Annotated in this window: 20 protein-coding genes; 8 read left to right on the forward strand and 12 right to left on the reverse strand. The window is 60.8% G+C overall.

Annotated elements, in window-relative coordinates:
- Positions 1 to 38: 38 nt before the first annotated feature.
- Both KI231_RS21665 and KI231_RS21670 read right to left on the reverse strand, forming a co-directional pair.
- The gene (locus KI231_RS21665; RefSeq protein ID WP_103307381.1) at positions 39 to 1,439 is read right to left on the reverse strand and encodes an aminotransferase-like domain-containing protein; all 1,401 of its coding nucleotides are present in this window, start codon (positions 1,437 to 1,439) and stop codon (positions 39 to 41) included.
- 187 nt (positions 1,440 to 1,626) lie between these two features.
- Positions 1,627 to 2,388: an SDR family oxidoreductase gene (locus tag KI231_RS21670; RefSeq protein ID WP_007917441.1), complete on the reverse strand. Its 762-nt coding sequence runs from the start codon at positions 2,386 to 2,388 to the stop codon at positions 1,627 to 1,629.
- Between the two features lie 239 nt (positions 2,389 to 2,627).
- Here KI231_RS21670 and KI231_RS21675 point away from each other — a divergent pair, with 239 nt between their 5' ends.
- The gene (locus tag KI231_RS21675) at positions 2,628 to 3,632 is read left to right on the forward strand and encodes an NADP-dependent oxidoreductase (RefSeq protein ID WP_213026300.1); all 1,005 of its coding nucleotides are present in this window, start codon (positions 2,628 to 2,630) and stop codon (positions 3,630 to 3,632) included.
- A gap of 125 nt (positions 3,633 to 3,757) precedes the next feature.
- Here the strand turns inward: KI231_RS21675 and pyrF are convergent, their stop codons facing one another.
- Positions 3,758 to 4,456 carry an orotidine-5'-phosphate decarboxylase gene (gene pyrF / locus KI231_RS21680; RefSeq protein WP_213026301.1) on the reverse strand — a complete coding sequence of 233 codons (699 nt, stop codon included), beginning with the start codon at positions 4,454 to 4,456 and terminating at the stop codon, positions 3,758 to 3,760.
- 295 nt (positions 4,457 to 4,751) lie between these two features.
- Here pyrF and KI231_RS21685 point away from each other — a divergent pair, with 295 nt between their 5' ends.
- The 4 genes from KI231_RS21685 to KI231_RS21700 all read left to right on the forward strand — a co-directional run bounded on the left by KI231_RS21685 (position 4,752) and on the right by KI231_RS21700 (position 8,446).
- Complete coding sequence (locus KI231_RS21685) at positions 4,752 to 5,501, forward strand: response regulator (RefSeq protein WP_064120678.1); 750 nt, start codon at positions 4,752 to 4,754, stop codon at positions 5,499 to 5,501.
- Positions 5,501 to 6,550 carry a sensor histidine kinase gene (locus tag KI231_RS21690; RefSeq protein ID WP_213026302.1) on the forward strand — a complete coding sequence of 350 codons (1,050 nt, stop codon included), beginning with the start codon at positions 5,501 to 5,503 and terminating at the stop codon, positions 6,548 to 6,550. The genes KI231_RS21685 and KI231_RS21690 overlap by 1 nt, the downstream gene beginning before the upstream one ends.
- A 107-nt stretch (positions 6,551 to 6,657) precedes the next feature.
- Entirely contained in the window at positions 6,658 to 7,503 is an 846-nt protein-coding gene (gene xopAW, locus KI231_RS21695) for an EF-hand domain-containing protein (protein ID WP_213026303.1), read from the forward strand.
- Positions 7,504 to 7,987: 484 nt separating this feature from the next.
- Positions 7,988 to 8,446 (forward strand): hypothetical protein, encoded by a 459-nt coding sequence (locus KI231_RS21700; RefSeq protein ID WP_213026304.1) that lies wholly within the window; start codon positions 7,988 to 7,990, stop codon positions 8,444 to 8,446.
- A gap of 367 nt (positions 8,447 to 8,813) precedes the next feature.
- Here KI231_RS21700 and KI231_RS21705 read toward each other — a convergent pair whose 3' ends face one another.
- From KI231_RS21705 to KI231_RS21745, 9 genes are all read right to left on the reverse strand, one after another.
- Positions 8,814 to 9,854, reverse strand: a complete 1,041-nt coding sequence (locus tag KI231_RS21705; protein WP_213026305.1) for an AI-2E family transporter — start codon at positions 9,852 to 9,854, stop codon at positions 8,814 to 8,816.
- 69 nt (positions 9,855 to 9,923) lie between these two features.
- Complete coding sequence (locus KI231_RS21710) at positions 9,924 to 10,742, reverse strand: DUF4892 domain-containing protein (protein WP_213028827.1); 819 nt, start codon at positions 10,740 to 10,742, stop codon at positions 9,924 to 9,926.
- Positions 10,743 to 10,845: 103 nt separating this feature from the next.
- Positions 10,846 to 11,700: an alpha/beta hydrolase gene (locus tag KI231_RS21715; protein ID WP_103306860.1), complete on the reverse strand. Its 855-nt coding sequence runs from the start codon at positions 11,698 to 11,700 to the stop codon at positions 10,846 to 10,848.
- Positions 11,697 to 12,503 (reverse strand): alpha/beta fold hydrolase, encoded by an 807-nt coding sequence (locus KI231_RS21720; RefSeq protein ID WP_103306861.1) that lies wholly within the window; start codon positions 12,501 to 12,503, stop codon positions 11,697 to 11,699. The genes KI231_RS21715 and KI231_RS21720 overlap by 4 nt, the downstream gene beginning before the upstream one ends.
- 120 nt (positions 12,504 to 12,623) lie before the next feature.
- Positions 12,624 to 13,067 carry a hotdog fold thioesterase gene (locus KI231_RS21725; protein ID WP_008087813.1) on the reverse strand — a complete coding sequence of 148 codons (444 nt, stop codon included), beginning with the start codon at positions 13,065 to 13,067 and terminating at the stop codon, positions 12,624 to 12,626.
- Between the two features lie 31 nt (positions 13,068 to 13,098).
- Positions 13,099 to 14,754, reverse strand: coding sequence for an AMP-binding protein (locus tag KI231_RS21730; RefSeq protein ID WP_213026306.1), 1,656 nt, complete (start codon positions 14,752 to 14,754; stop codon positions 13,099 to 13,101).
- A 205-nt stretch (positions 14,755 to 14,959) separates the two neighbouring features.
- Positions 14,960 to 15,412 carry a phosphohistidine phosphatase SixA gene (gene sixA / locus KI231_RS21735; RefSeq protein WP_213026307.1) on the reverse strand — a complete coding sequence of 151 codons (453 nt, stop codon included), beginning with the start codon at positions 15,410 to 15,412 and terminating at the stop codon, positions 14,960 to 14,962.
- Positions 15,409 to 15,756 (reverse strand): DUF4389 domain-containing protein, encoded by a 348-nt coding sequence (locus tag KI231_RS21740; RefSeq protein ID WP_103306864.1) that lies wholly within the window; start codon positions 15,754 to 15,756, stop codon positions 15,409 to 15,411. The genes sixA and KI231_RS21740 overlap by 4 nt, the downstream gene beginning before the upstream one ends.
- Before the next feature lie 18 nt (positions 15,757 to 15,774).
- On the reverse strand, positions 15,775 to 16,800 hold the full coding sequence (locus KI231_RS21745; RefSeq protein ID WP_213026308.1) for an NAD(P)H-dependent glycerol-3-phosphate dehydrogenase: 1,026 nt from the start codon (positions 16,798 to 16,800) through the stop codon (positions 15,775 to 15,777).
- A gap of 196 nt (positions 16,801 to 16,996) precedes the next feature.
- Between KI231_RS21745 and KI231_RS21750 the strand changes: the two genes are divergently transcribed.
- From KI231_RS21750 to KI231_RS21760, 3 genes are read left to right on the forward strand one after another with little or no spacing between them, the layout of a single operon-like run.
- Positions 16,997 to 19,120, forward strand: coding sequence for a TonB-dependent receptor plug domain-containing protein (locus tag KI231_RS21750; protein ID WP_213026309.1), 2,124 nt, complete (start codon positions 16,997 to 16,999; stop codon positions 19,118 to 19,120).
- A gap of 1 nt (position 19,121) precedes the next feature.
- On the forward strand, positions 19,122 to 20,054 hold the full coding sequence (locus KI231_RS21755; protein ID WP_213026310.1) for an ABC transporter substrate-binding protein: 933 nt from the start codon (positions 19,122 to 19,124) through the stop codon (positions 20,052 to 20,054).
- Positions 20,051 to 21,955 carry an ATP-binding protein gene (locus KI231_RS21760; protein ID WP_213026311.1) on the forward strand — a complete coding sequence of 635 codons (1,905 nt, stop codon included), beginning with the start codon at positions 20,051 to 20,053 and terminating at the stop codon, positions 21,953 to 21,955. The genes KI231_RS21755 and KI231_RS21760 overlap by 4 nt, the downstream gene beginning before the upstream one ends.
- Positions 21,956 to 22,121 lie beyond the last annotated feature (166 nt).

Genomic DNA, 22,121 nt, shown 5'->3' on the forward strand with positions numbered 1-22,121 from the left:
CGTCGGAATAATGGCAAAAAGCTACGCCCGCGTCGTTTTCAGAACACTTGAGGTCGATCCACACCGGTATTGCGAAAAAACAGTCGAGCCCGCGGATCACAGGCGTAAGCCACGTTGATACGGCACCACTCGCCGGCCTCGCCACTGGGACTGAATGCATCCGGGGCCGATAGCTGTACGCCGCAGCGTTGAGCCTGTCTGCGCACCCCGGCCTGATCGGCCATCCGCGAACGCGCCCAGATAAACAAGCCACCGCAGGGTTTGCCGAATATCTCCCAATCGGCATCCTCCAGTGCCTGCAACGCCGCAGCGCGATCGGCATTCAGGCGCTGGCGCTGGCGCTGCACCAGTTTGCGGTAGGCACCCGTCGCCATCAGGCTGGCCAGCACGGCCTCGGCAAACCTTGAGCCACCCAGACCACTGACCATCTTGACCTGAGCCAGTCGCGCAACCAACTCGCTGTCGGCGTACACGAACCCGACTCGCAACGAGCTGCTCAACGTCTTGGAAAAGCTGCCCACGTAAATCACCCGCCCCTCATCATCCAGCGCGGCCAGACGCGTGCCATTGCCCGTGTGCAAGTCCGCGTAGACGTCGTCTTCAATCAGGCGCAAATCGTAGGTCTTGCTCAATTGCACGATGCGCTGGGCCACCGCCGGTGTCAGGCAACTGCCAGTGGGATTGTGATGGTGGCTGTTGATGAACAACGCGACGGGCCGAAATTGCCGCAGCAGCGCTTCAAGCGCCTCGATATCCGGCCCGCTCGGTGTGCGACGCACTTCAAGCATGCGGATGCCATGCAGGCGCAACAGGTCGAACAGTGGCGCATAACCCGGGGATTCAACGACCACACAGTCGCCGGCCTTGAACAGGGTTCGAACGATCAGATCCAGCGCGTGACTGGCGCCGCCAGTGCTGAGCAATTGCGTGCTGCGCGCTTCGATGCCGAACAGTTTCAGGCGTTTGACAATTTGTTCGCGCAAGGCCGGCAGCCCCAGGGGCGTGCTGTAGTTGAACAGACTGGCCATGTCGGTGCGCGCCACTTCACGCAACGCGTAACTGAGATCGTCGGGCTCGCGCCAGCTCTCCGGTAAGCCGCCAGCACCCAGTTTCAAGCCGCCGGCAGCGCCGCACACCACATCGCACCAGGCATGGCGTCCCTCGAACGGCAACGATTCTTCCTCTTCGCTCTGCTTCGATGGCGATGCTGCGACGATAAAACCTGCGCCTTGGCGCGTGGTCAGAACGCCCTGCGATACCAACCGCTCGCAGGCCTCGACGACACATGACTGACTGAGCAGATTACCCTTGGCAATTTGCCGAACGGAGGGCAAGCGAGTGGCCGGCGGTACCCCGCTTTGCAAGATCCATTCAGTCAATCCGTCAACAATCTGCTGCACGACCGGCACCATTGCCTGTCGATCAATTCTCAATTCCATGAGCAAGCAAACTCCTGTCCGTTTTGCTGGCGGCAGTTAATCACAGCCGCGCCGCACAGGCTGTGCGACAACGCCGCCAAAAGCGACCGATCTAATCATTTGATACACATTGTTTAGGCGTTTAAGGGAACTGAACGCGGCCCATAAAAAAGCCCGCACGAATGCGGGCTTCTTCCAGCGACAGGGTTCAGAACGCGGTAACGCCGCCGTCCACCGCCAGCGAATGACCGGTGGTGAATGCCGCACCGTCGCTGCACAGGTACAGCACGGCGCTGGCGATCTCCTCGACCTTGCCGATACGCCCGACCGGGTGCATGGCGTTGGCGAACTCGCCCTTCTTCGGATCGGCCTCGTAGGCCCTGCGGAACATGTCCGTGTCGATCACCGCCGGACACACTGCGTTGACACGGATTTTCTTCTTCGCGTATTCAATGGCCGCCGATTTGGTCAGGCCGATCACCGCGTGCTTCGATGCCGCGTAAATACTCATTTTCGGCGCCGCACCGAGCCCGGCCACCGAGGCGGTGTTGACGATCGCCCCGCCGCCCTGCGCCAGCAACAGTGGCAGCTGGTATTTCATGCACAGCCAGACGCCTTTGACATTGACGCCCATGATCGCGTCGAACTCGTCCATCGAGCCTTCTGCCAATTTGCCTTTCTCGATTTCGATCCCGGCATTGTTGAAGGCATAGTCGAGACGGCCGTAGGTATTGATTACCTCGTCCATCAGATTTTTCACTTCGCTTTCGACGGTGACGTTGCAACGCACGAAGGTCGCTTCGCCACCGGCTGTACGAATCAGCGCCACCGTACCTTCGCCCCCGGCAGCGTCCAGATCCGCCACCACGACTTTCAAGCCTTCGGCGGCAAATGCCTGGGCGGTCGCCCGGCCAATGCCGTTGGCGGCGCCGGTGACTACGGCAACCTGACCGGAAAACGTCATGCTCATTGTTATGTCCTCGAACGGATAGATGCAGGGGAGCTTTTATGCAACACAGCATAGCCACAGGGGTCCGTAGGGCGTCAGCACTATCAGAGGGCTGTCTAGGCGCCCATGCGCCGCAGTGATAAACCCATGCCGGTGACTATCACTGCACTGGATCGACGTGCATTCGCCGCATCAGCCAACCTTGCGACATCGTCACTGAAGGTCTATCAACAAGGCTTCATTCAATTCGAGTGCCTGCCATGACCAACCAGACCAATCGCCAGTTCCTGCTCGCCAAGCGCCCGGTGGGCGCTGCGACCCGCGAGACCTTCACTTATCAGGAAGTACCGGTGGGCGAGCCGGCGGCGGGACAGATTCTGGTCAAGAACGAATATCTGTCCCTCGATCCGGCCATGCGCGGCTGGATGAACGAGGGAAAATCCTACATCCCGCCGGTCGGCATCGGCGAAGTCATGCGCGCCCTGGGCGTAGGCAAAGTCGTCGCGTCGAACAATCCGGGGTTTGCGGTCGGGGACTACGTCAACGGTGCCATTGGCGTGCAGGATTATTTCCTCGGTGAGCCCAGAGGTTTCTACAAAGTCGATCCGAAACTGGCGCCGCTGCCGGTCTATTTGTCCGCGCTGGGCATGACCGGCATGACCGCCTACTTCGCTTTGCTCGATGTCGGCGCACCGAAGGCGGGTGACACCGTGGTGCTCTCCGGTGCAGCCGGTGCGGTGGGCAGCATTGCCGGGCAGATCGCCAAGATCAAAGGCTGCCGCGTGGTCGGCATCGCCGGCGGCGCTGACAAGTGCAAATACCTGATTGATGAACTGGGCTTCGACGGCGCCATCGATTACAAAAACGAAGACCTGTTGGCCGGGCTCAAGCGTGAATGCCCGAAAGGCGTGGACGTGTATTTCGATAACGTGGGCGGTGAGATTCTCGACGCCGTGCTGAGTCGCCTGGCGCCGAAAGCGCGGGTGGTGATCTGCGGTGCCATCAGCCAGTACAACAACAAGGAAGCGGTCAAAGGCCCGGCCAACTATCTGTCGCTACTGGTCAATCGCGCGCGAATGGAAGGTTTTGTGGTGATGGACTATGCGGCGCAGTACGCAAGTGCCGCGCAGGAGATGGCCGGGTGGATGGCCAAGGGGCAACTCAAGAGCAAGGAAGACATCGTCGAAGGACTGGAGACCTTCCCGGAGACGCTGATGAAATTGTTCAGCGGCGAGAACTTTGGCAAGTTGGTGCTCAAAGTTTAAGGCCACCACAAAACAAATGTAGGAGTGAGCCTGCTCGCGATAGCGATCTGTCAAACAACGGTAATGTTGACCGACAGACCGCTATCGCGAGCAGGCTCACTCCTACAGGGTGTTGCGGTATTTGCTTAGGCGATTTCGGCGACTACCGAAGCCAATGCCTGGGCCGGGTCAGCGGCCTGGCTGATTGGACGGCCGATCACCAGATAGTCGGAACCGGCATCCAGCGCCTGACGCGGGGTCAGGATGCGGCGTTGATCGTCCTGCGCGCTGCCCGCCGGACGAATCCCCGGGGTCACCAATTGCAACGACGGGTGGGCGGTTTTCAGGGCCTGGGCTTCCAGCGCGGAGCACACCAGACCGTCCATCCCGGCATTCTCGGCCAGCGCCGCCAGACGCAGCACCTGCTCTTGCGGCTCGATATCCAGGCCGATGCCGGCCAGATCCTCACGCTCCATGCTGGTCAACACAGTCACGCCGATCAGCAGCGGTTGCGGGCCGGTGCGCTTGTCCAGCTCTTCACGGCAGGCCGCCATCATGCGCATGCCGCCGGAGCAGTGTACGTTGACCATCCACACGCCCATTTCAGCGGCAGCTTTCACAGCCATCGCGGTGGTGTTGGGAATGTCGTGGAATTTCAGGTCGAGGAACACTTCAAAACCCTTGTCACGCAGGGTACCGACAATTTCGGCGGCGCAACTGGTGAACAATTCCTTGCCCACTTTGACCCGGCACAGTTTCGGGTCCAACTGGTCGGCCAGCTTCAGTGCGGCGTCACGGGTGGGAAAATCCAGGGCGACGATGATAGGAGTCTGGCAGGCGGACATGGATGGGCTCTCAGGCAAGTCGAAATCGGCGCGCATTGTAGCGGAACCGGCGGCGGCGCGGCACCCGATGATCGGTAAATCGTCGCCCCGGCCGTGATCAGCATAGCGCTCGCTGCTATTGTGTCGAACTCGATACACAACCGACACGCCGCCAACAAGCGCCCACGCTAGCCTCGCCAGCCGCAACACGTCCTTACATCAGCACTTCCCGCCCTTCGGCTGGACGCCTATGCTGAAACCACCACCTCGCAGCCCATCTTTGTGGTTGGCGGCCAACTGGCAGATGAACAGCCCCATGCACAACACCCAAACGACCGCAACTGATGAGCCCAAAGACGACAAGCGCTGGAGCATTCGTGCCCTGATCGTCGACGATGACGTGCCGATCCGTGAGCTGATGATCGATTACCTCGCGCGTTTCAACATCCACGCCAGCGGCGTCACCGACGGCGCGGCGATGCGTCAGGCGATGCAGGCCGAGCACTTCGACGTCGTCGTGCTTGATCTGATGCTGCCCGGCGAAGACGGCTTGTCGCTGTGCCGCTGGCTGCGCGCCGAATCGGACATCCCGATCCTGATGCTGACTGCCCGTTGCGAACCCACCGACCGCATCATCGGTCTGGAACTGGGCGCCGATGATTACATGGCCAAACCGTTCGAACCCCGTGAACTGGTCGCTCGCATCCAGACCATCCTGCGTCGGGTACGCGACGATCGCACCGAGCAACGGGCCAACATTCGCTTCGATAACTGGCGCTTGAACAGCGTCCTTCGCCAGTTGATCGCTGACGATGGCCTCGTCGTGCCGCTGTCCAACGCCGAATTCCGCCTGCTCTGGGTATTCATCGAACGCCCGCGCCGGGTGCTCAGCCGCGAACAGTTGCTCGACGCCGCCCGTGGCCGCTCGATCGAAGCCTTCGACCGCAGCATCGACCTGCTCGTCTCGCGCCTGCGGCAAAAACTTGGCGACGATCCGAAGGCTCCGCAACTGATCAAAACCGTACGCGGTGAGGGTTACCTGTTCGACGCGCGGGACATCGGCTGATGCGGGCGCGCTTCGACACGCTGTTCGGTCGCCTGTTTGGCGTGCTGTTCGTGGCGATCGTCCTCGCGCACCTGCTGGCCTTCGCCTGGTTCCACCACTACGGCCCGCCTCCGCCACCACCTCCGCCGGAGTTTTCGCAAAACGCCGAGGGGCAGCGACCGCCCCCGGATCCACGTTATCCGCCACGCCCGCCGCGCCCCTGGTTTGGCGGGCCGATCGTGCCGCTGACCTTTCAGTTTGTCTCGTTGATGATCGCTGCCTGGTACGGCGCCAAACTGCTCAGCCGACCGATCCAGCGTCTCAGCGACGCCGCCGAGCGCCTCAGCGAAGACCTCGACAGCCCCCCGCTCGATGAGTCCGGCCCTCGAGAAGCAAGGCAAGCCGCGCATACCTTCAACCTGATGCAACAACGCATTCAAGAACAGGTCCAGCAACGCGCGCGCATGCTCGGTGCGGTATCCCATGACCTGCGCACACCGCTGTCGCGGCTGAAACTGCGTCTGGAAAATATCAGCGACGACAAGCTGCAAAGTCAGATGCGTCAGGACCTCAACGACATGATCGGCATGCTCGACGCCACCCTCACCTACCTGCACGAACAACGTACCAGCGAAGCGCTGCAACTGATGGACGTGCAGGCGCTGGTCGAATCGCTGTGCGAAAACGCCCAGGATCAAGGCGCAGACGTGCAAGTCAGCGGCCATTGCGCGCCACTGCCAGTGCAACCGATGGCACTGCGCTCGTGTATCAACAACCTGATGGACAACGCCCTGCGCTATGCCGGCCAGGCACGCATCGAACTGCTGGATCAGCGCGAGCAACTGCTGATCCGTGTGATCGATCATGGGCCAGGGATTGCCGAGGACAAACGTGAGGCGGTGTTTGAGCCGTTCTATCGCCTGGAAGGTTCGCGCAACCGCAATTCCGGTGGCGTGGGATTGGGCATGACCATCGCCCGGGAAGCGGCTCAGCGTCTGGGTGGGCAATTGAATCTGGAAGAAACCCCGGGCGGCGGCCTGACCGCCATCATCCGCCTGCCAAGAATCTAAAGATCTGTGTACCCACCGGTACAAACCCCACATACCCACGACAACTTGCCCCTTGAGGCTGCATAAGCCGGTACGCCCACCGGTTTACCGTCCAAGGAGTGAGCCCGATGATCGGTAGCGTCAGCAACTACACGAGCTATACCAGCACCAGCAGCACCACCACGCAAAACGCGCGCAGCCAGCAACTGCAAAAACAACTGTTCGCCAAGCTCGACAGCAACGGCGACGGCGCGGTGGATCAAGACGAACTCAACAGCGCCTTGTCGCAAAAGTCCGACGATGGTCTGCTGGTCAACCTGAGCAAACAATTCGGCGATCTGGACAGCGACGGCAGCGGCAACCTCAGCGCCGAAGAAATGACCGCCATGGCGCCGCCACCGCCACGAGATCAGGCCCCGAACACCGACCTCGCCGACGCCCTGATCAGCGCCCTCGACACCGATGGCGAAGGCGCCATCAGCGGCGACGAACTGAGCAGCGGCCTCACCAGCGCTGGCAGCACCGTCGACAGCAACGAAATCTTCTCGGCCTTGGACAAAAACAAGGACGGCACCGTCAGTCAGGACGAACTCACCGCCAGCCTGACGCCACCGCCGCCTCCACCACAAGTCAACAGCGACGAACTGTTCAGCCAGCTTGATGCCGATGGTGATGGCAGCGTCACCGCCAGCGAATTGAGTAGCGCGTTGCAGGTTAGTGACAGCACCTCGACAACCAGCACTGATACCAGTGCGGCGCTGCTCAAGGTTTTGGATAGCGACAGTAGTGGTGGTGTGAGCAGTGATGAATTGAAGGCCGCGTTACAGGCGGGGCGTGAGCGTCCGTCGGATGAAGAGACGGCCAGTGCGCAGACCACGGCCGAAGCGCTGAACCGCATGATTGCCAATCTGAGTAGGCAGTATTCGCTTACCAGCGCCGCGCCGGTGGGCAAATATCTCAATGTTGCTACGTAAATGAATCTTGTGTAGGAGCTGCCGGAGGCTGCTCCTACATGGGAATTGGTATGCATCTGGGTTTGGGGAGCATATCCGTTGCTGCGGTGATGGCTGATTAGGGTTCCGCCCTTACGGCGGGTCACTTTTTGCAGACGACGAAAAATTTGGGTTTAGGGGGCATATCCGTTGCTGCGGTGATGGCTGCTTGGGGTTCCGCCCTTACGGCGGGTCACTTTTTTGCAGACACCGAAAACTTCAGGTTTGGGGGCATATCCGTTGCTGCGGGTGTTGCTGATTAGGGTTCCGCCCTTACGGCGGGTCACTTTTTCCAGACGCCGAAAAAGTAACCAAAAAGGCTGCTCCCGGACGTACGGCACTTCGCTTAGGCTCAGTGTTCCCTCGCTACGGTGTCCATCCGGGGGCATCGCCTCCGGTTTGCTGCGCTGCACCTCCTCTCGATGTGTTTGGCTTCGCCAAACGGCGCTGCGCGCCTACCCCCCGGATGAACACCTCCGCTCGGCCTGCCGATGGGCCTGAAGATCAAGAGCAGGATCAAAAGCCAAAGCCAAAGCAGATCAAAAGATTGCAGCCTTCGGCAGTGCCTACAAGGCATGAGTACAACCGCCAGAGCTTGGTCGACTGTCAGGTCGCCATCGCTGGCAAGCCAGCTCCCACAGGGGTGGAGTACAACCGCCAGAGCTTGGTCGACTGTCAGGTCGCCATCGCTGGCAAGCCAGTTCCCACAGGGGTGGAGTACAACCGCCAGAGCTTGGTCGACTATCAGGTCGCCATCGCTGGCAAGCCAGCTCCCACAGGGGTGGAGTACAACCGCCAGAGCTTGGTCGACTATCAGGTCGCCATCACTGGCAAGCCAGCTCCCACAGGGGTGGAGTACAACCGACAGAAACAGGTCGGCTATCAGGCCGCCATCACTGGCAAGCCAGCTCCCACAAAAAAATGAGTCCCCCCCCGCACGCGGCGCATGCCGCCCCACTCAACACAATGAGCGTTAGCTCGAGTACCGCTCTTGATCTCAAGCGCCCGTCGGAAGGCTGAGCGGAGGGATTGATCCGGGGTGGGAGCGCAGCGACCGTTTGGCGAAGCCAAACACATCGAGAGGAGGTGCAGCGCAGCAAACCGGAGGCGATGCCCCCCGGATCGATCCCGGAGCGAAGGAACCCGAGCCACAGCGAGGGCCGTACGTCAGGGTAAAGCCTTTTTGGTTACTTTTTCGGCGTCTGGAAAAAGTGACCCGCCGTAAGGGCGGAACCCTAATCAGCAACACCCGCAGCAACGGATATGCTCACAACCCCCCAAAAAAACCCCACCTAAACCCGAGCCTGACTCTTACTCCAATCCGTCAACAAACTATAAGCAACAGCCAAAAGCGTAGGCCCGATAAACAACCCGATAAACCCAAACGCAATCAACCCGCCAAACACCCCAAGCAACACAATCACCAACGGCAGATTCCCGCCCCGGCTGATCAGATACGGCTTCAGAACGTTATCCACACCACTGATGATAAACGTCCCCCAGATCCCCAAAAACACCGCCATCCCATACTCACCCTTCCAGGCCAGCCAAGCCGTAGCCGGCACCCACACCAACGGTGGCCCCATCGGAATCAGACTCAGCAGAAACGTGACGATCCCCAACACCAGCGCCCCCGGCACCCCGGCAATCAAAAACCCGATCAACGCCAGAACCGCCTGCGCCGCCGCCGTACCGATCACCCCGTTCACCACCCGCTGCACCGTGCCAGCCACCAACTCGATGTAATACCCGGCGCGCTCGCCAATCAAACGCTCCAGCAACCGATGAGCAAACGCCGCCAGACGCGGCCCGTCGCGATAGAAAAAGAACACAAAGACAATGCTCAGCGTCAGCTCGAGAATCCCGCCGCCGATCTGCGCACTGCGCGCCAGCAACCAGTTACCGACCTGCCCCAGATAAGGCTTGATCGACACCATCAGTGCCGCGCCCTGCTGATCGATGCTGTCCCAGATCCCGACCAGTCGCTCACCCACCAACGGCAAGGTACCAAGCCAGGCCGGCGCTTCCGGCAATCCATCGACCTGCACGTCTTTGATGAAGGCGGTGGCATCGCGCACATGATCGGCGAGGTTGAACCCCAGCCAGACCAATGGCGCCGCCACCAACAACATCCAGCCCAGGGTCAGGATCGCCGCAGCCAGCGACTCTCGGCCATTGAGCAGCCGGGTCAGAAGCCGCATCAGCGGCCAACTGGCAAACGCCAGCACCGCGCCCCAGAACAGCGCCGACCAGAACGGCGCCATCACCCAGAGGCTGGCACCAAACAACACCAGCAGCAGGATCTGCACCAGCAGTCGATCGTTATTGAGCATGTAGAGTCTCGAAAAAATCAGTCAGGCCAAGAATAGGCGAACACAGCGCGCGTGCTCGCCCGATAGAGCTTATCGCAACAGATCGATGCGTAAGCCAGAGCCGTCGACACTGCCGGTTTCCATCCGCGCCGCGCGCACGCCCTGATTGATCAGGGCCTGTCGCCAGGCCTCGGCTTTCGGCCCGGACACCGTCACGCGCAACGTCGTATCGAGATTAAGACCACGGGAAATCAGGCGTAGCCAGGTGTCATCCGGATCATTCACGCGATCAGGGAAATCCAGTTCACCGGTGCTTTTCAGTTGGCGCAACAAAGTCGCCGACGTCGGCAGCAACTCACCCAGCGGCGCAACGGCCTCGAACTGTTCGACATGCAGATACGCTTTGCGATTGCCGCGGGTAATGCTGTAAAGCGCCACCAGCGTGTTGTCCTTCGGTGCCGCCAGCCTCAGCAACAGATAGGCCTGTTGCTCGTCAGCCCCGTACAACTTGGAATTACCGAACACCTCGTTGGCCCACAGGCTGCTTTCGCCGCAGTCCCGCGCCTGGCACCAGAACAGCAACTCGGCGTCCTGCTTTTGCAGGGCCTCGCGGGCGGCGGTGAAGGCTTCGGTGGCGGAATGTTCGGGCGGCAACTCGTAGGTCACCGAAGTGGTCTGGCCACGGGCAGTCACCTGACCGTCGAAACGCAACTGGCCACTGATCTTGCGGATCGCGCCCAACGGGTAGATCCGCTCCAGTTCCACCGGCGGGCGATAGTCGACGATTTGCGCATCGGCCAGGCGCGGCACGATCTGCAGATCCTGACTGCCCGGCACATCGGCGGCGAACGAAACGGAACTGAAACAGCACAGTGCCAGCAGACTGAGTGATCGCTTGGTCAGGCTCATCGGATCGGCATGGCTTGGCGGTTCGGGGTCGTAGCGGTATAGAAATCCATCGTGGTTGTCTCCCATTTCAACCCGCCCAGCCTCGACAGTTGCCCGCGGCAAGTCAAGGAATGGCGAAGAAGCGATTGAAACAGTCTGCGACAAGATCCGCGCCGGCCTCATCGTTCAGGTGCAAATGGTGCCCACCTGCCAGCTGTTCCCGGCTAAAGGGTAGACGCTCCAGCAGTTCAGAGTGTTTGGCCAGCATGCCGTCGGCGGCGACGATCAGTTGCGCCGGGCAAGTGATGCGCTGAACGAAGGCCATCGCCTGCTCCTGGGTCAGGCGCAGCGGTGATGGCAGGGTCAGGCGGTTGTCGGTCCGCCAGGTGTAACCACCGGGCACCGGCATCAAGCCGCGCTGAGCCAACAACTCGGCGGCTTCACGACTGACCGCCACCAGGCCTTTCATCCGCGCTTCGATGGCGCGGTCGAGGGTGTTGTAGACCGGTTTGCGCTTCTCGCGCAGATCCAGCTGTGCCTGCAGAGCCATGCCCATGCGCTCGGCAGCGTTTTCGCCTTTATCTGTAGGAGGAATCACCCCATCGATCAACGCCAGATGCGTGATCCGCTCGGGCAACGATCCCGCCAGCACCAGCGAGACAATCGCACCCATCGAGTGCCCGAGCAGGCCGAAACGCGTCCAGCCCAGTTGCTCGGCGACTTGCAGCACATCATGCGCGTAGTCCCACAGCGCATAGCCAGCGCCATTGGGCCGATGCCCGGAGTGCCCGTGCCCGGCCATGTCCAGCGCAATGATGCGCAAGCCTTTGAGCTTCGGTGCCAGCCGCGCAAAGCTGTTGGCGTTGTCGAGCCAGCCATGCAGGGCGATCACCGGCAAGCCGTCCTCGGGTCCGAACAAATGCGCCGCCAGTTCGATATGCGGCAGGCTCAGGCGCACTTCTTCGAAAACAGGGCTCATGCGCAATCCTTGTCCTGACGGGATTCCCAGCGGGTGAACAGGTTTTTCAGCAACCGTGCGGTGTCTTGCGGGCGCTCAAGGGGAAACATGTGCCCGCCGGGCATGCTCAGCGCCTCACCTTGCGGCATGCGCGACACGAAACGAGTGTGATGGCGCATGACCACGTTGCTTTTGTGCCCGCGCACCACCGCCAGCGGCACTTTCAATTGCCGGGTACGGCCTGGGCTTGTGTGCGGCACGCCGCGATAGATGCTGATCTCGGTGGCTGGGTCGAAACGCAGGCGCAGCTTGTCGCCCACCGGATGTAAACCGTGTTGCAGGTAAGCGTCGAAGCATTCCGGATCGAAACCGCGAAAAAGCGACTTGCCAGCGAAGTAACTGCGCGCACTGTCGAGGTCGGCAAACTCCTCACGGCGCCCCAGGGTGCGCCCGGCCGGGGTCAGCCTGTCGATGAAACCAAAGCGTTTGGCGGCGCGAATGACCCACTGATCACTGCGGGTCAGTACAGGGGAATCGAGCATCACCACACCGCGATACAACTCAGGGCAACGCAGCGCCGCGTGCAGGTGCAGAACGCCGCCAAATGAATGACCGACACCCCACACCGGTTGATCCTGCTGCTGCAAATGGTGGATCAACTCGTCGACCAGGTTGTACCAGTTGTCATCCGCCGGGAAACGCGGGTCATGCGCATGCTGTTGCAGATGCGCAACCCGATACTCGGGCGCCAGCGCCGCGAACAACTTGCCATAGGTGCCCGAAGGGAACCCGTTGGCGTGGGCGAAAAAGATAGGTTGCGACATACAGGCAAATCCATGAACGGGAAACGTGGCGTTGATTGTCCGCAAGACCACGTTCTGCGGCAATGACCGTAACTGCCAGGAATGATGACAGTCAGGTCAACGCCATGGGCAAATCGGCAATTACCGTGCCGGCGGCTGCTCACCCAGCGGTACCACCGCCATGGTCAGGCGTGACACACAGCTGGCCTTGCCTTCATCACTGGTCAAACGGATATCCCAGACGTGCGTCGTACGGCCGATATGAATCGGCTTGGCCACCGCTGTCACCCGGCCACTGCGCAAACCACGCAGATGGTTGGCGTTGATTTCCAGCCCCACGCAGTAAAACTTGCTGGCATCGATGCACAGATAACTGGCCATCGAACCGACGGTTTCCGCCAGCACCACCGACGCGCCGCCATGCAGCAAGCCGTAAGGCTGATGAGTGCGATGGTCGATGACCATGCTCGCGGTCAGCGACTCTTCATCGAACGCTTCAAAGCGAATATCCAGCACTTCGCCGATGGTGTTTTTCTGGATTGCGTTCAACTGCTCGATGTCGGGAGTGGTACGCCACAGGCTCATCGCAGACTTCCTTTGTTGTTTTGGTCGACGCTCAATCCTGCCACAGCACCGCCTCGCTGCGCTCGCTCCATTCTTCGAAGCGGGCGCCGTAGGTGTCTTCGATAACGTTACGCTTGATTTTCAGGGTCGGCGTGAGAAAGCCGTTTTCCACCGCCCAACTGTCCTTGACCACCACCAGTCGCCGCAGACGCTCGTGCTTGTCGAGCACGGCGTTGACCTCCTCCAGCAGTTTCTCCAGACTCGAATGCAGACTCGCCCGGCCCTCCTCCTGATTGACCGTCGACAGCACACACAAACCCAACGGCGCACTCAAGCCATCACCGACCACACACACCTGTTCGATCCGCGAATGCACCGCCAGACGGTTTTCAATGGGTGCCGGGGCGACGTATTTGCCCTTGCTGGTCTTGAAGATTTCCTTGAGCCGACCGGTCAGGCGCAAACGTCCTTCGGCATCCTGTTCGCCCTTGTCGCCGGTACGCAGGAAGCCGTCCTCGGTGAGCGTTTCGACGGTCTTCTGTGGTTCTTTGAAGTAGCCCAGCATGTTCGCCTGACTGCGCACCTGCACCTCGCCGGACGCGTCGATACGCACCTCGACATCCGGGCACGGTTTACCGATCCAGCCCTGCTTGTATTGGCCCGGCAGGCAGATATGCGAATAACCGCAACTCTCGGTCATACCGTAGACCTCCAGCACATCGAGGCCGAGTTTCTGATACCAGGTAAGCAAGGTCTGTGGCACCGGCGCCGCGCCGGACAAAGCCACGCGCAAGGCATCCAGCCCCAACCCCGCCAGCACTTTGTGCCCTACCCGCTTGCCAATGAACGGCAGGCCAAGGAGAAAATCCAGACGCTTCGCCGGGATCTTGCTGTAGACGCCCATCTGAAATTTGGTCCAGATCCGTGGCACACCAAACATCGCGGTTGGCCGCGCGCGCTTGAGATCGGTGATGAAGGTGTCGAGGCTTTCGGCAAAGAACACTGTCTGCCCGGTGTAGATCGATGCCAGTTCAACGAACATGCGCTCGGCAACGTGGCACAGCGGCAGGTATGACAGCAGCCGGTCGTTCTCATTGAGCCCGAACAGTTGCGTGCCACGGGTCGTGGCGAAACCGAGATTGGCAAAGCTGTGCATTACGCCTTTGGGCAGGCCGGTGGTGCCGGAGGTATAGATGATCGTCGCCAGTTGTTCAGCGGCAGGACGCGGATCGTCCTGAATCGACGAGCAACGCTGCAAGTCCGCCCAGTTGAAATCGAACTCGCCTGGTGGATGCAGCGGCAAGCTGATGGTCGGCAAATCGGCGGGCACGCCTTTCGCCATTCCGGGCCAGTCATCGAGTTTGCCGATAAACGCCAGCACGCTTTCCGAATGCTTGAGCACTTGGGCCACCGAGTCGGCGGTGAGATTGGGATACAGCGGCACCGAAACATGCCCGGCCATCCAGATGGCGAGGTCGGCGATGATCCAGTGTGCGCAGTTTTTCGAGATCAGAGCGATGTGGCTGCCGGGCGGCAACTCCCGCGCGCGCAGCCAGTGCGCGGCGCAGCGGGCCTGATGGCCGACGTCGGCCCAGGTCAGGGTCTCGACCTGCCCGCCACCGATGGGCTGTACGAGAAAGCGTTGGCGCGGATGCCGGGCCTCGCGTTCGTAAAACACGTCCAGCGGCAAACGGAATGCGGCAGACATGCGACTCGCTCCTGTTTTTTGGGTCTGGAGCAAGCGTAGTCAACCAAGCAAGTGCTTGGTTGGAAAATTCAAACAAATAATTTCATCGGATTTGCAGGCCTTATCGCTGGCGAGCCAGCTCCCACAGACTCAGTGTGATCTTTCAATTCAAGTTCACAAAAGATCCTGTGGGAGCTGGCTTGCCAGCGATGAAGGCGACTCGATCTCAGGGGTGCTTGAGGCTGTTGAGCTTCATCGAACCGATCAGCAACTCGCTGTGTTCCAGCTCAGCCAGGCCAGCGGTGCTGACCTTCTCCGGCGGATAGCCGGCGCCATGCTGCAGATAGCTGAGCAGATTGCCCACCAAAGGGTTGTGGCTGACCAGTAGCACATTGCTCACCGACACCAGTTGTTCGGCCACCCGGTCCGGATCGACCTCCGGCGTCAGCCAATCGACCGTACGGATCTCCGGTTCAAAACCCAACGCCTCGCGAACAATCTGCGCGGTCTGTTGCGCGCGCAGATAGGGGCTGGCGTAGATCGCCGTCAGCGGCTGGCCGATCAGGTGAGCGGCGCTGTTCAAGGCTTCTTTGCGACCGTGATCAGTCAGTTCCCGCTCGGAGTCAGGACACGAGCCGTAAGGCACAGCCTCACCGTGACGCAACACCCAGAGTTTCATAGCTTGGGCTCCTCATCGCGGGCCGGGTGCGGTGCTGGCGGCACGACGTGTGGCGCCTCACCTTCCGGCGTACGCGGCGTTGGCCAGTCGGCGAACGGCCACGGTTTCTGGTCGCTGTGGAAACTGCCGAAGCGGCCGATCTGCGCCAGAAACTGGCTCAGGCTGTCGCCGAAGTTCATCAGGCTGGCGCTCGGGGCGCCATAGATCAGTCTATATACAAGCTGCACCAGCACCACCGCGCCGAGGATAAACTGCGCCACCTGCCAGACCAATATGTAGACGATCATCCACAACACCCGCAGCAGGATGGATTCGTACTTGGCTTCGGTTTTCGGATCGTTCATGGCTCACTCCCTGCTGAATCAGTTGAAACCACTGGTGGAAATAAAGTCGACGTCGGTTTTCGGCTCGGCCCGCATCAGCAGACCGATGACCTGTTCCAGCGTGCGCCCCTCAAACAGGATCGCGTGCAGCCCGGCGACCAGCGGCATGTACACGCCCACCTCCTGGGATTTGGCCTTGAGCACTTTCAGGGTGTTGACCCCTTCGGCGACTTCACCGAGGCGCGACACCGCGTCCTCAAGACTCAGGCCCTGGCCCAGGGCGAAACCGACCTGATAGTTGCGGCTCTTCGGCGACGAGCACGTCACGATCAAGTCGCCAACACCGGCCAGACCGAGGAAGGTCATCGGGTTGGCGCCCTGATTCACCGCAAACCGGGTCATTTCGGCCAAGGCGCGAGTGATCAGCATGCTCTTGGTGTTTTCGCCCATCTCCAGCGCCACCGCCATGCCGGCAATGATCGCGTAAACGTTTTTCAGCGCCCCGCCCAACTCGACACCGAAACGATCAGCACTGGCGTACACGCGGAAGGTGCGGCCATGCAATGCGGCCTGCACCTGTTTGCACAGTTCTTCGTCTTCACTGGCGACCACCGTGGCGGTCAGCGCATGCTCGGCGATTTCCCGCGCAAGATTCGGTCCGGACAACACGCCGATGCGCGCTTGCGGGGCGATCTCTTCGAGGATCTGGCTCATCAGTTTGAAGGTGTGGGCTTCGATGCCTTTGGTCAGGCTGACCAGCATCTTGCCGCGCAAGCGCTCGGCGTGAGCCGCCAGCACCGTGCGCAAGGCACTGGACGGCAGCGCGACAAAGCACAAGTCGCAGGCGTCGAGGGTTTCCTGCAGGTCAGTGACGGCGGTCACCCCCGGCAGAATCTTGATGCCTTTGAGGTAACGCGGGTTTTCGCGATTGACCCGGATGGCCTCGGCCTGCTCGGGATCACGCATCCACTGCCGGACTTGATGGCCGTTCTCGGCCAAAAGATTGGCCACGGCGGTTCCAAAACTTCCGCCTCCCAGGACCGCAATCGGGCGCTGTTCAGTCATATGCAATCCGTTAATCCATACCAGTGGCGATGCCGGCATTATACGGGGCGACCCGGTCGCGGCCAGCCCCCGCGTCAATTACCGACACTTGTAGGAAGAAGACCAATAAAACCTAGGAAAATGCCTCTAACGTGACTGGAAAAGTCGCTGCCCTCGGTTAACATGCGCGCCAATTCTTAGCTCTATAGGCTGTGTCGTGTTTTTTGCCGCTCTCCCACCGCGTTCCTCCCTGCTGCTCGCGCTGTTGTTCAGCCCGTTGTTGCAGGCGGACGACCTGTTCATGGACAGCGAAGCGCTGCCGCAGGTGTTGACCGCCACGCGTCTGAAGCAGACGCCCGCAGAAGTGCCGGGGAGCATGACCGTACTCGACAGCGAATTGATCAACGCCAGCGGTGCCCGCGACATCAGTGAACTGCTGCGGCTGGTGCCGGGGATGATGGTCGGCAACATCAGCGGCAATCAGGCGGCGGTCAATTACCACGGCACCAACGCCACCGAAGCGCGGCGCATGCAGGTGCTGATCGATGGCCGCTCGGTTTATCGCGCAGGCCTGGCGACGGTGGACTGGAGCGACATTCCGGTGGCCATCGAGGACATCGAGCGCATCGAAGTCTTTCGCGGCCCGAACACCGTCAGCTACGGCGCCAACGCACTGATGGCAGTGGTCAACATCATCACCCGCAACCCGGCGGACAGCCACGGCACGCGCCTGAAGTACACCCGTGGCCAACGCGGCATCAATGACTTCTATGCCAGCCAGGGCACCGGTTGGAATGGCGGCGATCTGCGCCTGTCGCTGTCCGGCCAGGAAGACGATGGATTCGACCGCGACCGCAGCGGTGCCGATTACCGTGACAGCCGCCGCTTGAACCGCTTCAGCCTCGCCGTCAGCCAGACCCTCAGCGACAACCAGAGCCTCGACTGGCAGGTCAACGCTAAGGATGGCAGCAACCAGCGGCCCTACACGTACCGGCCGGTGTTCTCGGGGATTACCGCCGCCGGGAACAATTCCGACGTGGTGGCCAAGGACTACGCCGGTTCGGTGCGCTGGAATCTCGACATCAACCCGGAGCACAGCCTCTATATCCAAGGTTCGGCTCAGCACTGGGATCGTCAGCAAACCTGGCGTGCCTGCGACGCCGAGGTGTCGTTCAGCCCGGAGCTGACGCAACTGTGGCAGCTCAACCCGAATTACACCGAACGTCTGGCACGCAACATCACCCGCTTCACCGGCCCGGGCGCCGCCCCCGGTACGCCGCAGGAAATGGCGTTGGCCAACCGCGTACTCGATCAATGGCGCAACGGCGCCAGCCAGACTCTGTGCGGCGACATTGACCAGAGCGCCCGCGAATCACGCTACGACCTCGAACTGCAAGACACCCTCAGCCTGTCCGACAGCGTGCGTCTGGTCAGCGGCATGAACTATCGTTACGACCGGGCTGATTCCGAGACTTACTTCAACGGCACGCTGGACGACACCACCTGGCGCGCGTTCGGCCAACTGGAATGGCGCGCCAGTGAACACTGGCTGTTGCAGGGCGGTGCGATGTTCGAAGACACGCAACTGATCGGCAGTTCACTGACGCCACGCTTCGCGGTCAATTACCTGATCAATCCGCGCCATAGTCTGCGCGCGGTGTACTCGGAGGCGATTCGCTCGCCGGACATGTTCGAGAACAACGTCAACTGGAGCTATCAGGTCAGCAAGCTGCGTCCCTCGGCCTACGGCCAGTCTTCGGCGCGTTACTTCGTCAAGACTCGCGGCCCCGGCGATCTCGATCAGGAACACATGCGCTCGCGGGAGCTGGGCTACAACGGCTATTTCGCCGATCTGGGTCTGGCGCTCGACGTGAAGCTGTTCTACGACGAGATCACCGGGATGATCAGCGAACCGCTGCGCAACAACCAATACATCGCCAGCAACGCCAACAGCTCACGCTTTCGCGGCACCGAAACCCAGCTAGACTGGCGCCTGGGCACCGTCGACCGCCTGCGTTTGACCTACGCCTACGTCGATGCCGAGGCGAGCAATCCGCTGGATCAGCAATTCACCGCCAGCAACAGCGGTTCCGCCGGCTGGCTGCGCGACTGGGGCCATGGCTGGAACAGTGCCCTCTTCTATTACGGCGACAATGCGCTCAACGGCTACCGCTTCGAGCGGGTCGACACGCGGATCGCCAAGCGCATTGCGCTGGGCAAGGCTCAAGTGCAATTGGCCGGCGTGCTGCAACAACGTCTCGACCATGAGCCGACCACTTTCGTCGACAACAATTACGACGAGCGCCGCGTGCTGTACTTCAGCGCCGAGCTGGAATTCTAAGGTGCGCTACGGCATGCCGCGCAAGACGCCAACTCTGGCTCAATGGCTGGCCGGGTTGTGTCTGTTTCTGACTGCGTGGCTGCACGGTGTGGCGGTGCAGGCCGCCGACATTCTGTTGACCGGCGCCGAAGAAAGCCCCGGTGTGCAAGCATTCGTGCAGGCGCTGAGTGAGCTGCGCCCGACCGACACCGTCCGCTTCCAGCCACTGGCCAGCCTGCCGGCGCCGGGTAAATTGCCGGCCAGCCTGCGCCTTATCCTGCTCGATCTGCCGAGCCTCGACTGGCGCCTGCAAGAATCCCAGGGCCCGGCGACGCTGGTGTTGCGCATCAGTCGCCTGCAAGCCCGTCAACGTTTCGGCTCGGCTCAGCCATCCCGCTTGAGCCTGTTGTGGAGCGATCCACCGCTGGGCCGACAACTGCAATTGATCCGGCGAATCCTGCCGCAGGCGCGTCGAGTTGGCGTTTTGTTCGACCAGCACAGCGAGTTTCTCCTTAAAGAGCTGCTTCTGGCGGCGCAGCCACTGAATCTGGAAATCGTCAGCCAGCGCTGGGACAACACCCACGACAGTCGCCCCTTGCAAACGGTGCTGAAAAACAGCGACGTGCTGCTGGGCCTCGACGATCCCGATCTGTACAACCCGAAAACCGCGAAAAACCTGCTGCTCAGCAGCTACTCACGACAAATGGCGCTGATTGGCCCGAACGCCGCGTTTGTCCGAGCCGGCAGCCTGGCCAGCACTTACAGCGACCAGAACGATTGGCTGAGTGTGCTCGACCATTTGCTCGACCAGCCACCCGCCAACTGGCCGCGCACGCTTTATCCCGCATCTTTCAAAGTCTCAAGTAATGCCCAGGTGGCTCGTTCTCTTGGAATCGAACCACTGAATGAAGCGTCTGTTGCCAGCGCGTTGGCTGAAGGAGAAAGCCGCCCATGAGTTTCCGTCGTCGTTGGGACATCAACACCCGCACCCAGCTGATCAGTCTGGGCCCGGCGCTGTTGCTGACCTTGTTGTTGATCAGTTTCTTTACCTTTGTGCGCATTCAGGATTTGCGCCAGGAGCTGAACCACACCGGCCAACTGATCGCCAACCAACTGGCGCCCGCCACCGAGTACGGGGTGATTTCCGGTAACAACGAAGTCCTCGAAAGCCTGCTCAAGGCCACGCTGGCGACGCCCAACGTGCGTTTTCTGGAAGTGCAGGACAGCGCCAACCGCATTCTGGTGTATGTCGAACAACCCGCGAACGCCCACAGCCGACCGCATCAGGTTGAAGTGTTTCAAGCGCCGGTGCGCTTGCAACGGATTGCCTTGCAGAATGACTTCTTCCAGGACGCCAAAGTCAGCAACGGCGGGGCCAGCGAGGACTATCTGGGGCGGGTGATCGTCGGTCTGTCCAACGATGCGTTCAGTCAGCGTCAGCAGGAAATCCTGCTCAAGGCAGGGATTCTGGCGTTGTTCGCCCTGCTCTTCACCTTTGTGCTGGCGCGACGTCTGGCCGGCAGTCTCTCGCAGCCGATTCGCGATATCGGCAACGCGGTCAAGGCGATTCAGGACGGCGACTATAAAACCCCGCTGCCGATCGTCGATGACACCGAACTCGGTGCGTTGTCGCAGCACATCAACAACCTCGCCCAGGCGCTGGAACAGGCCAGCCGTGAACAGCAGCAGGCCATGGCGCAATTGATCCAGACCCGCGAAGAAGCGGAAAAGGCCAACAACGCCAAATCCGACTTCCTGGCGATGATGAGCCATGAATTGCGCACGCCCATGAACGGTGTGCTGGGCATGCTGCAATTACTCGAAACCACGGAGATGACCGAGGAGCAGATCGAATACGCCGCCCTCGCCTCCGAGTCCACCGAGCATCTGCTCAAGGTGATCAACGATATTCTCGACTTCTCGCGCATCGAGCGTTCGGAGCTGGAGCTTGAGCACATTCCGTTCAACCTCGCCGAACTGATCGGCGCCTGCGCGCAGTCGTTCCAGCACAGCGCGGTGCAACGTGGCCTGGCCCTCAATCTGCGGATTCCCGAGGACATGCGCGGTTTGCAGGTACAGGGCGATCCGACGCGGATCCGGCAGATCCTGGTCAACCTGGTCGGCAATGCTCTGAAGTTCACCGAGCAGGGCCGGGTCAGCATCGAGGCGCAATGGCAGTCGCTCGATCACGAGCTGCTGTGGTTCACCTGCTCGGTGCGCGACAGCGGCATCGGCATCTCGTCCGAGAGCCTGGAATCGATGTTCAACGCATTCCAGCAGGCAGACAGCTCGATTTCGCGGCGCTACGGCGGCACCGGGCTCGGCCTGTCGATCGCCCGCACCCTCGCCGAACGCATGGGCGGCACCTTGCGTGCCCAGAGCGAGGAAGGTCGCGGCTCGGTATTCACCCTGGAAATTCCGTTGGCTCTTTATAAGCAGGCGTTGCCACAACTGGCCGCCCCCCGTGCGCTGAACGGCAATGGCCACGGCGAGGGGCGCAATGTGTTGCTGGTGGAAGACAACCCGGTCAACCAGACCGTGATTGAAGCAATGCTGCGCAGCCTGGGCTTTACTGTCAGTGTCGCCACCGACGGCGCGCAGGCAGTGCGCAGTGCCGAGGGCAATGATTTCGAAGTGATTTTGATGGACTGCCGTTTGCCGATCATCGATGGCTATGAGGCCACCCGGCAGATTCGCCAGCTGGCCGGGCGCAACGACGTGCCGATCATCGCGCTGACTGCCAATGCTTTGCAGGGAGACCGCGAAACCTGTCTGTCTGCAGGGATGAACGATTATCTGGCGAAGCCGTTCAAACGTAATGATCTGCAGCAGATTCTGCAGCGGTGGGTGTCGTAGTGATGGTCTTTCCACCATCTGCGACTGGCGTGAAAAGCGAAAGTGCGGCAGTCTTAGGCACCCGAATGAGCCTCAAAAGGGGCTTGAATAAAAATTTCAGTGCACAAGTGTACATTCATGTCCTTGGTGCTGTGACTTTCACCACAACGCAATAGTCTATGAGTAG

The organism is Pseudomonas sp. Seg1, from assembly GCF_018326005.1.
GTDB lineage: Bacteria > Pseudomonadota > Gammaproteobacteria > Pseudomonadales > Pseudomonadaceae > Aquipseudomonas.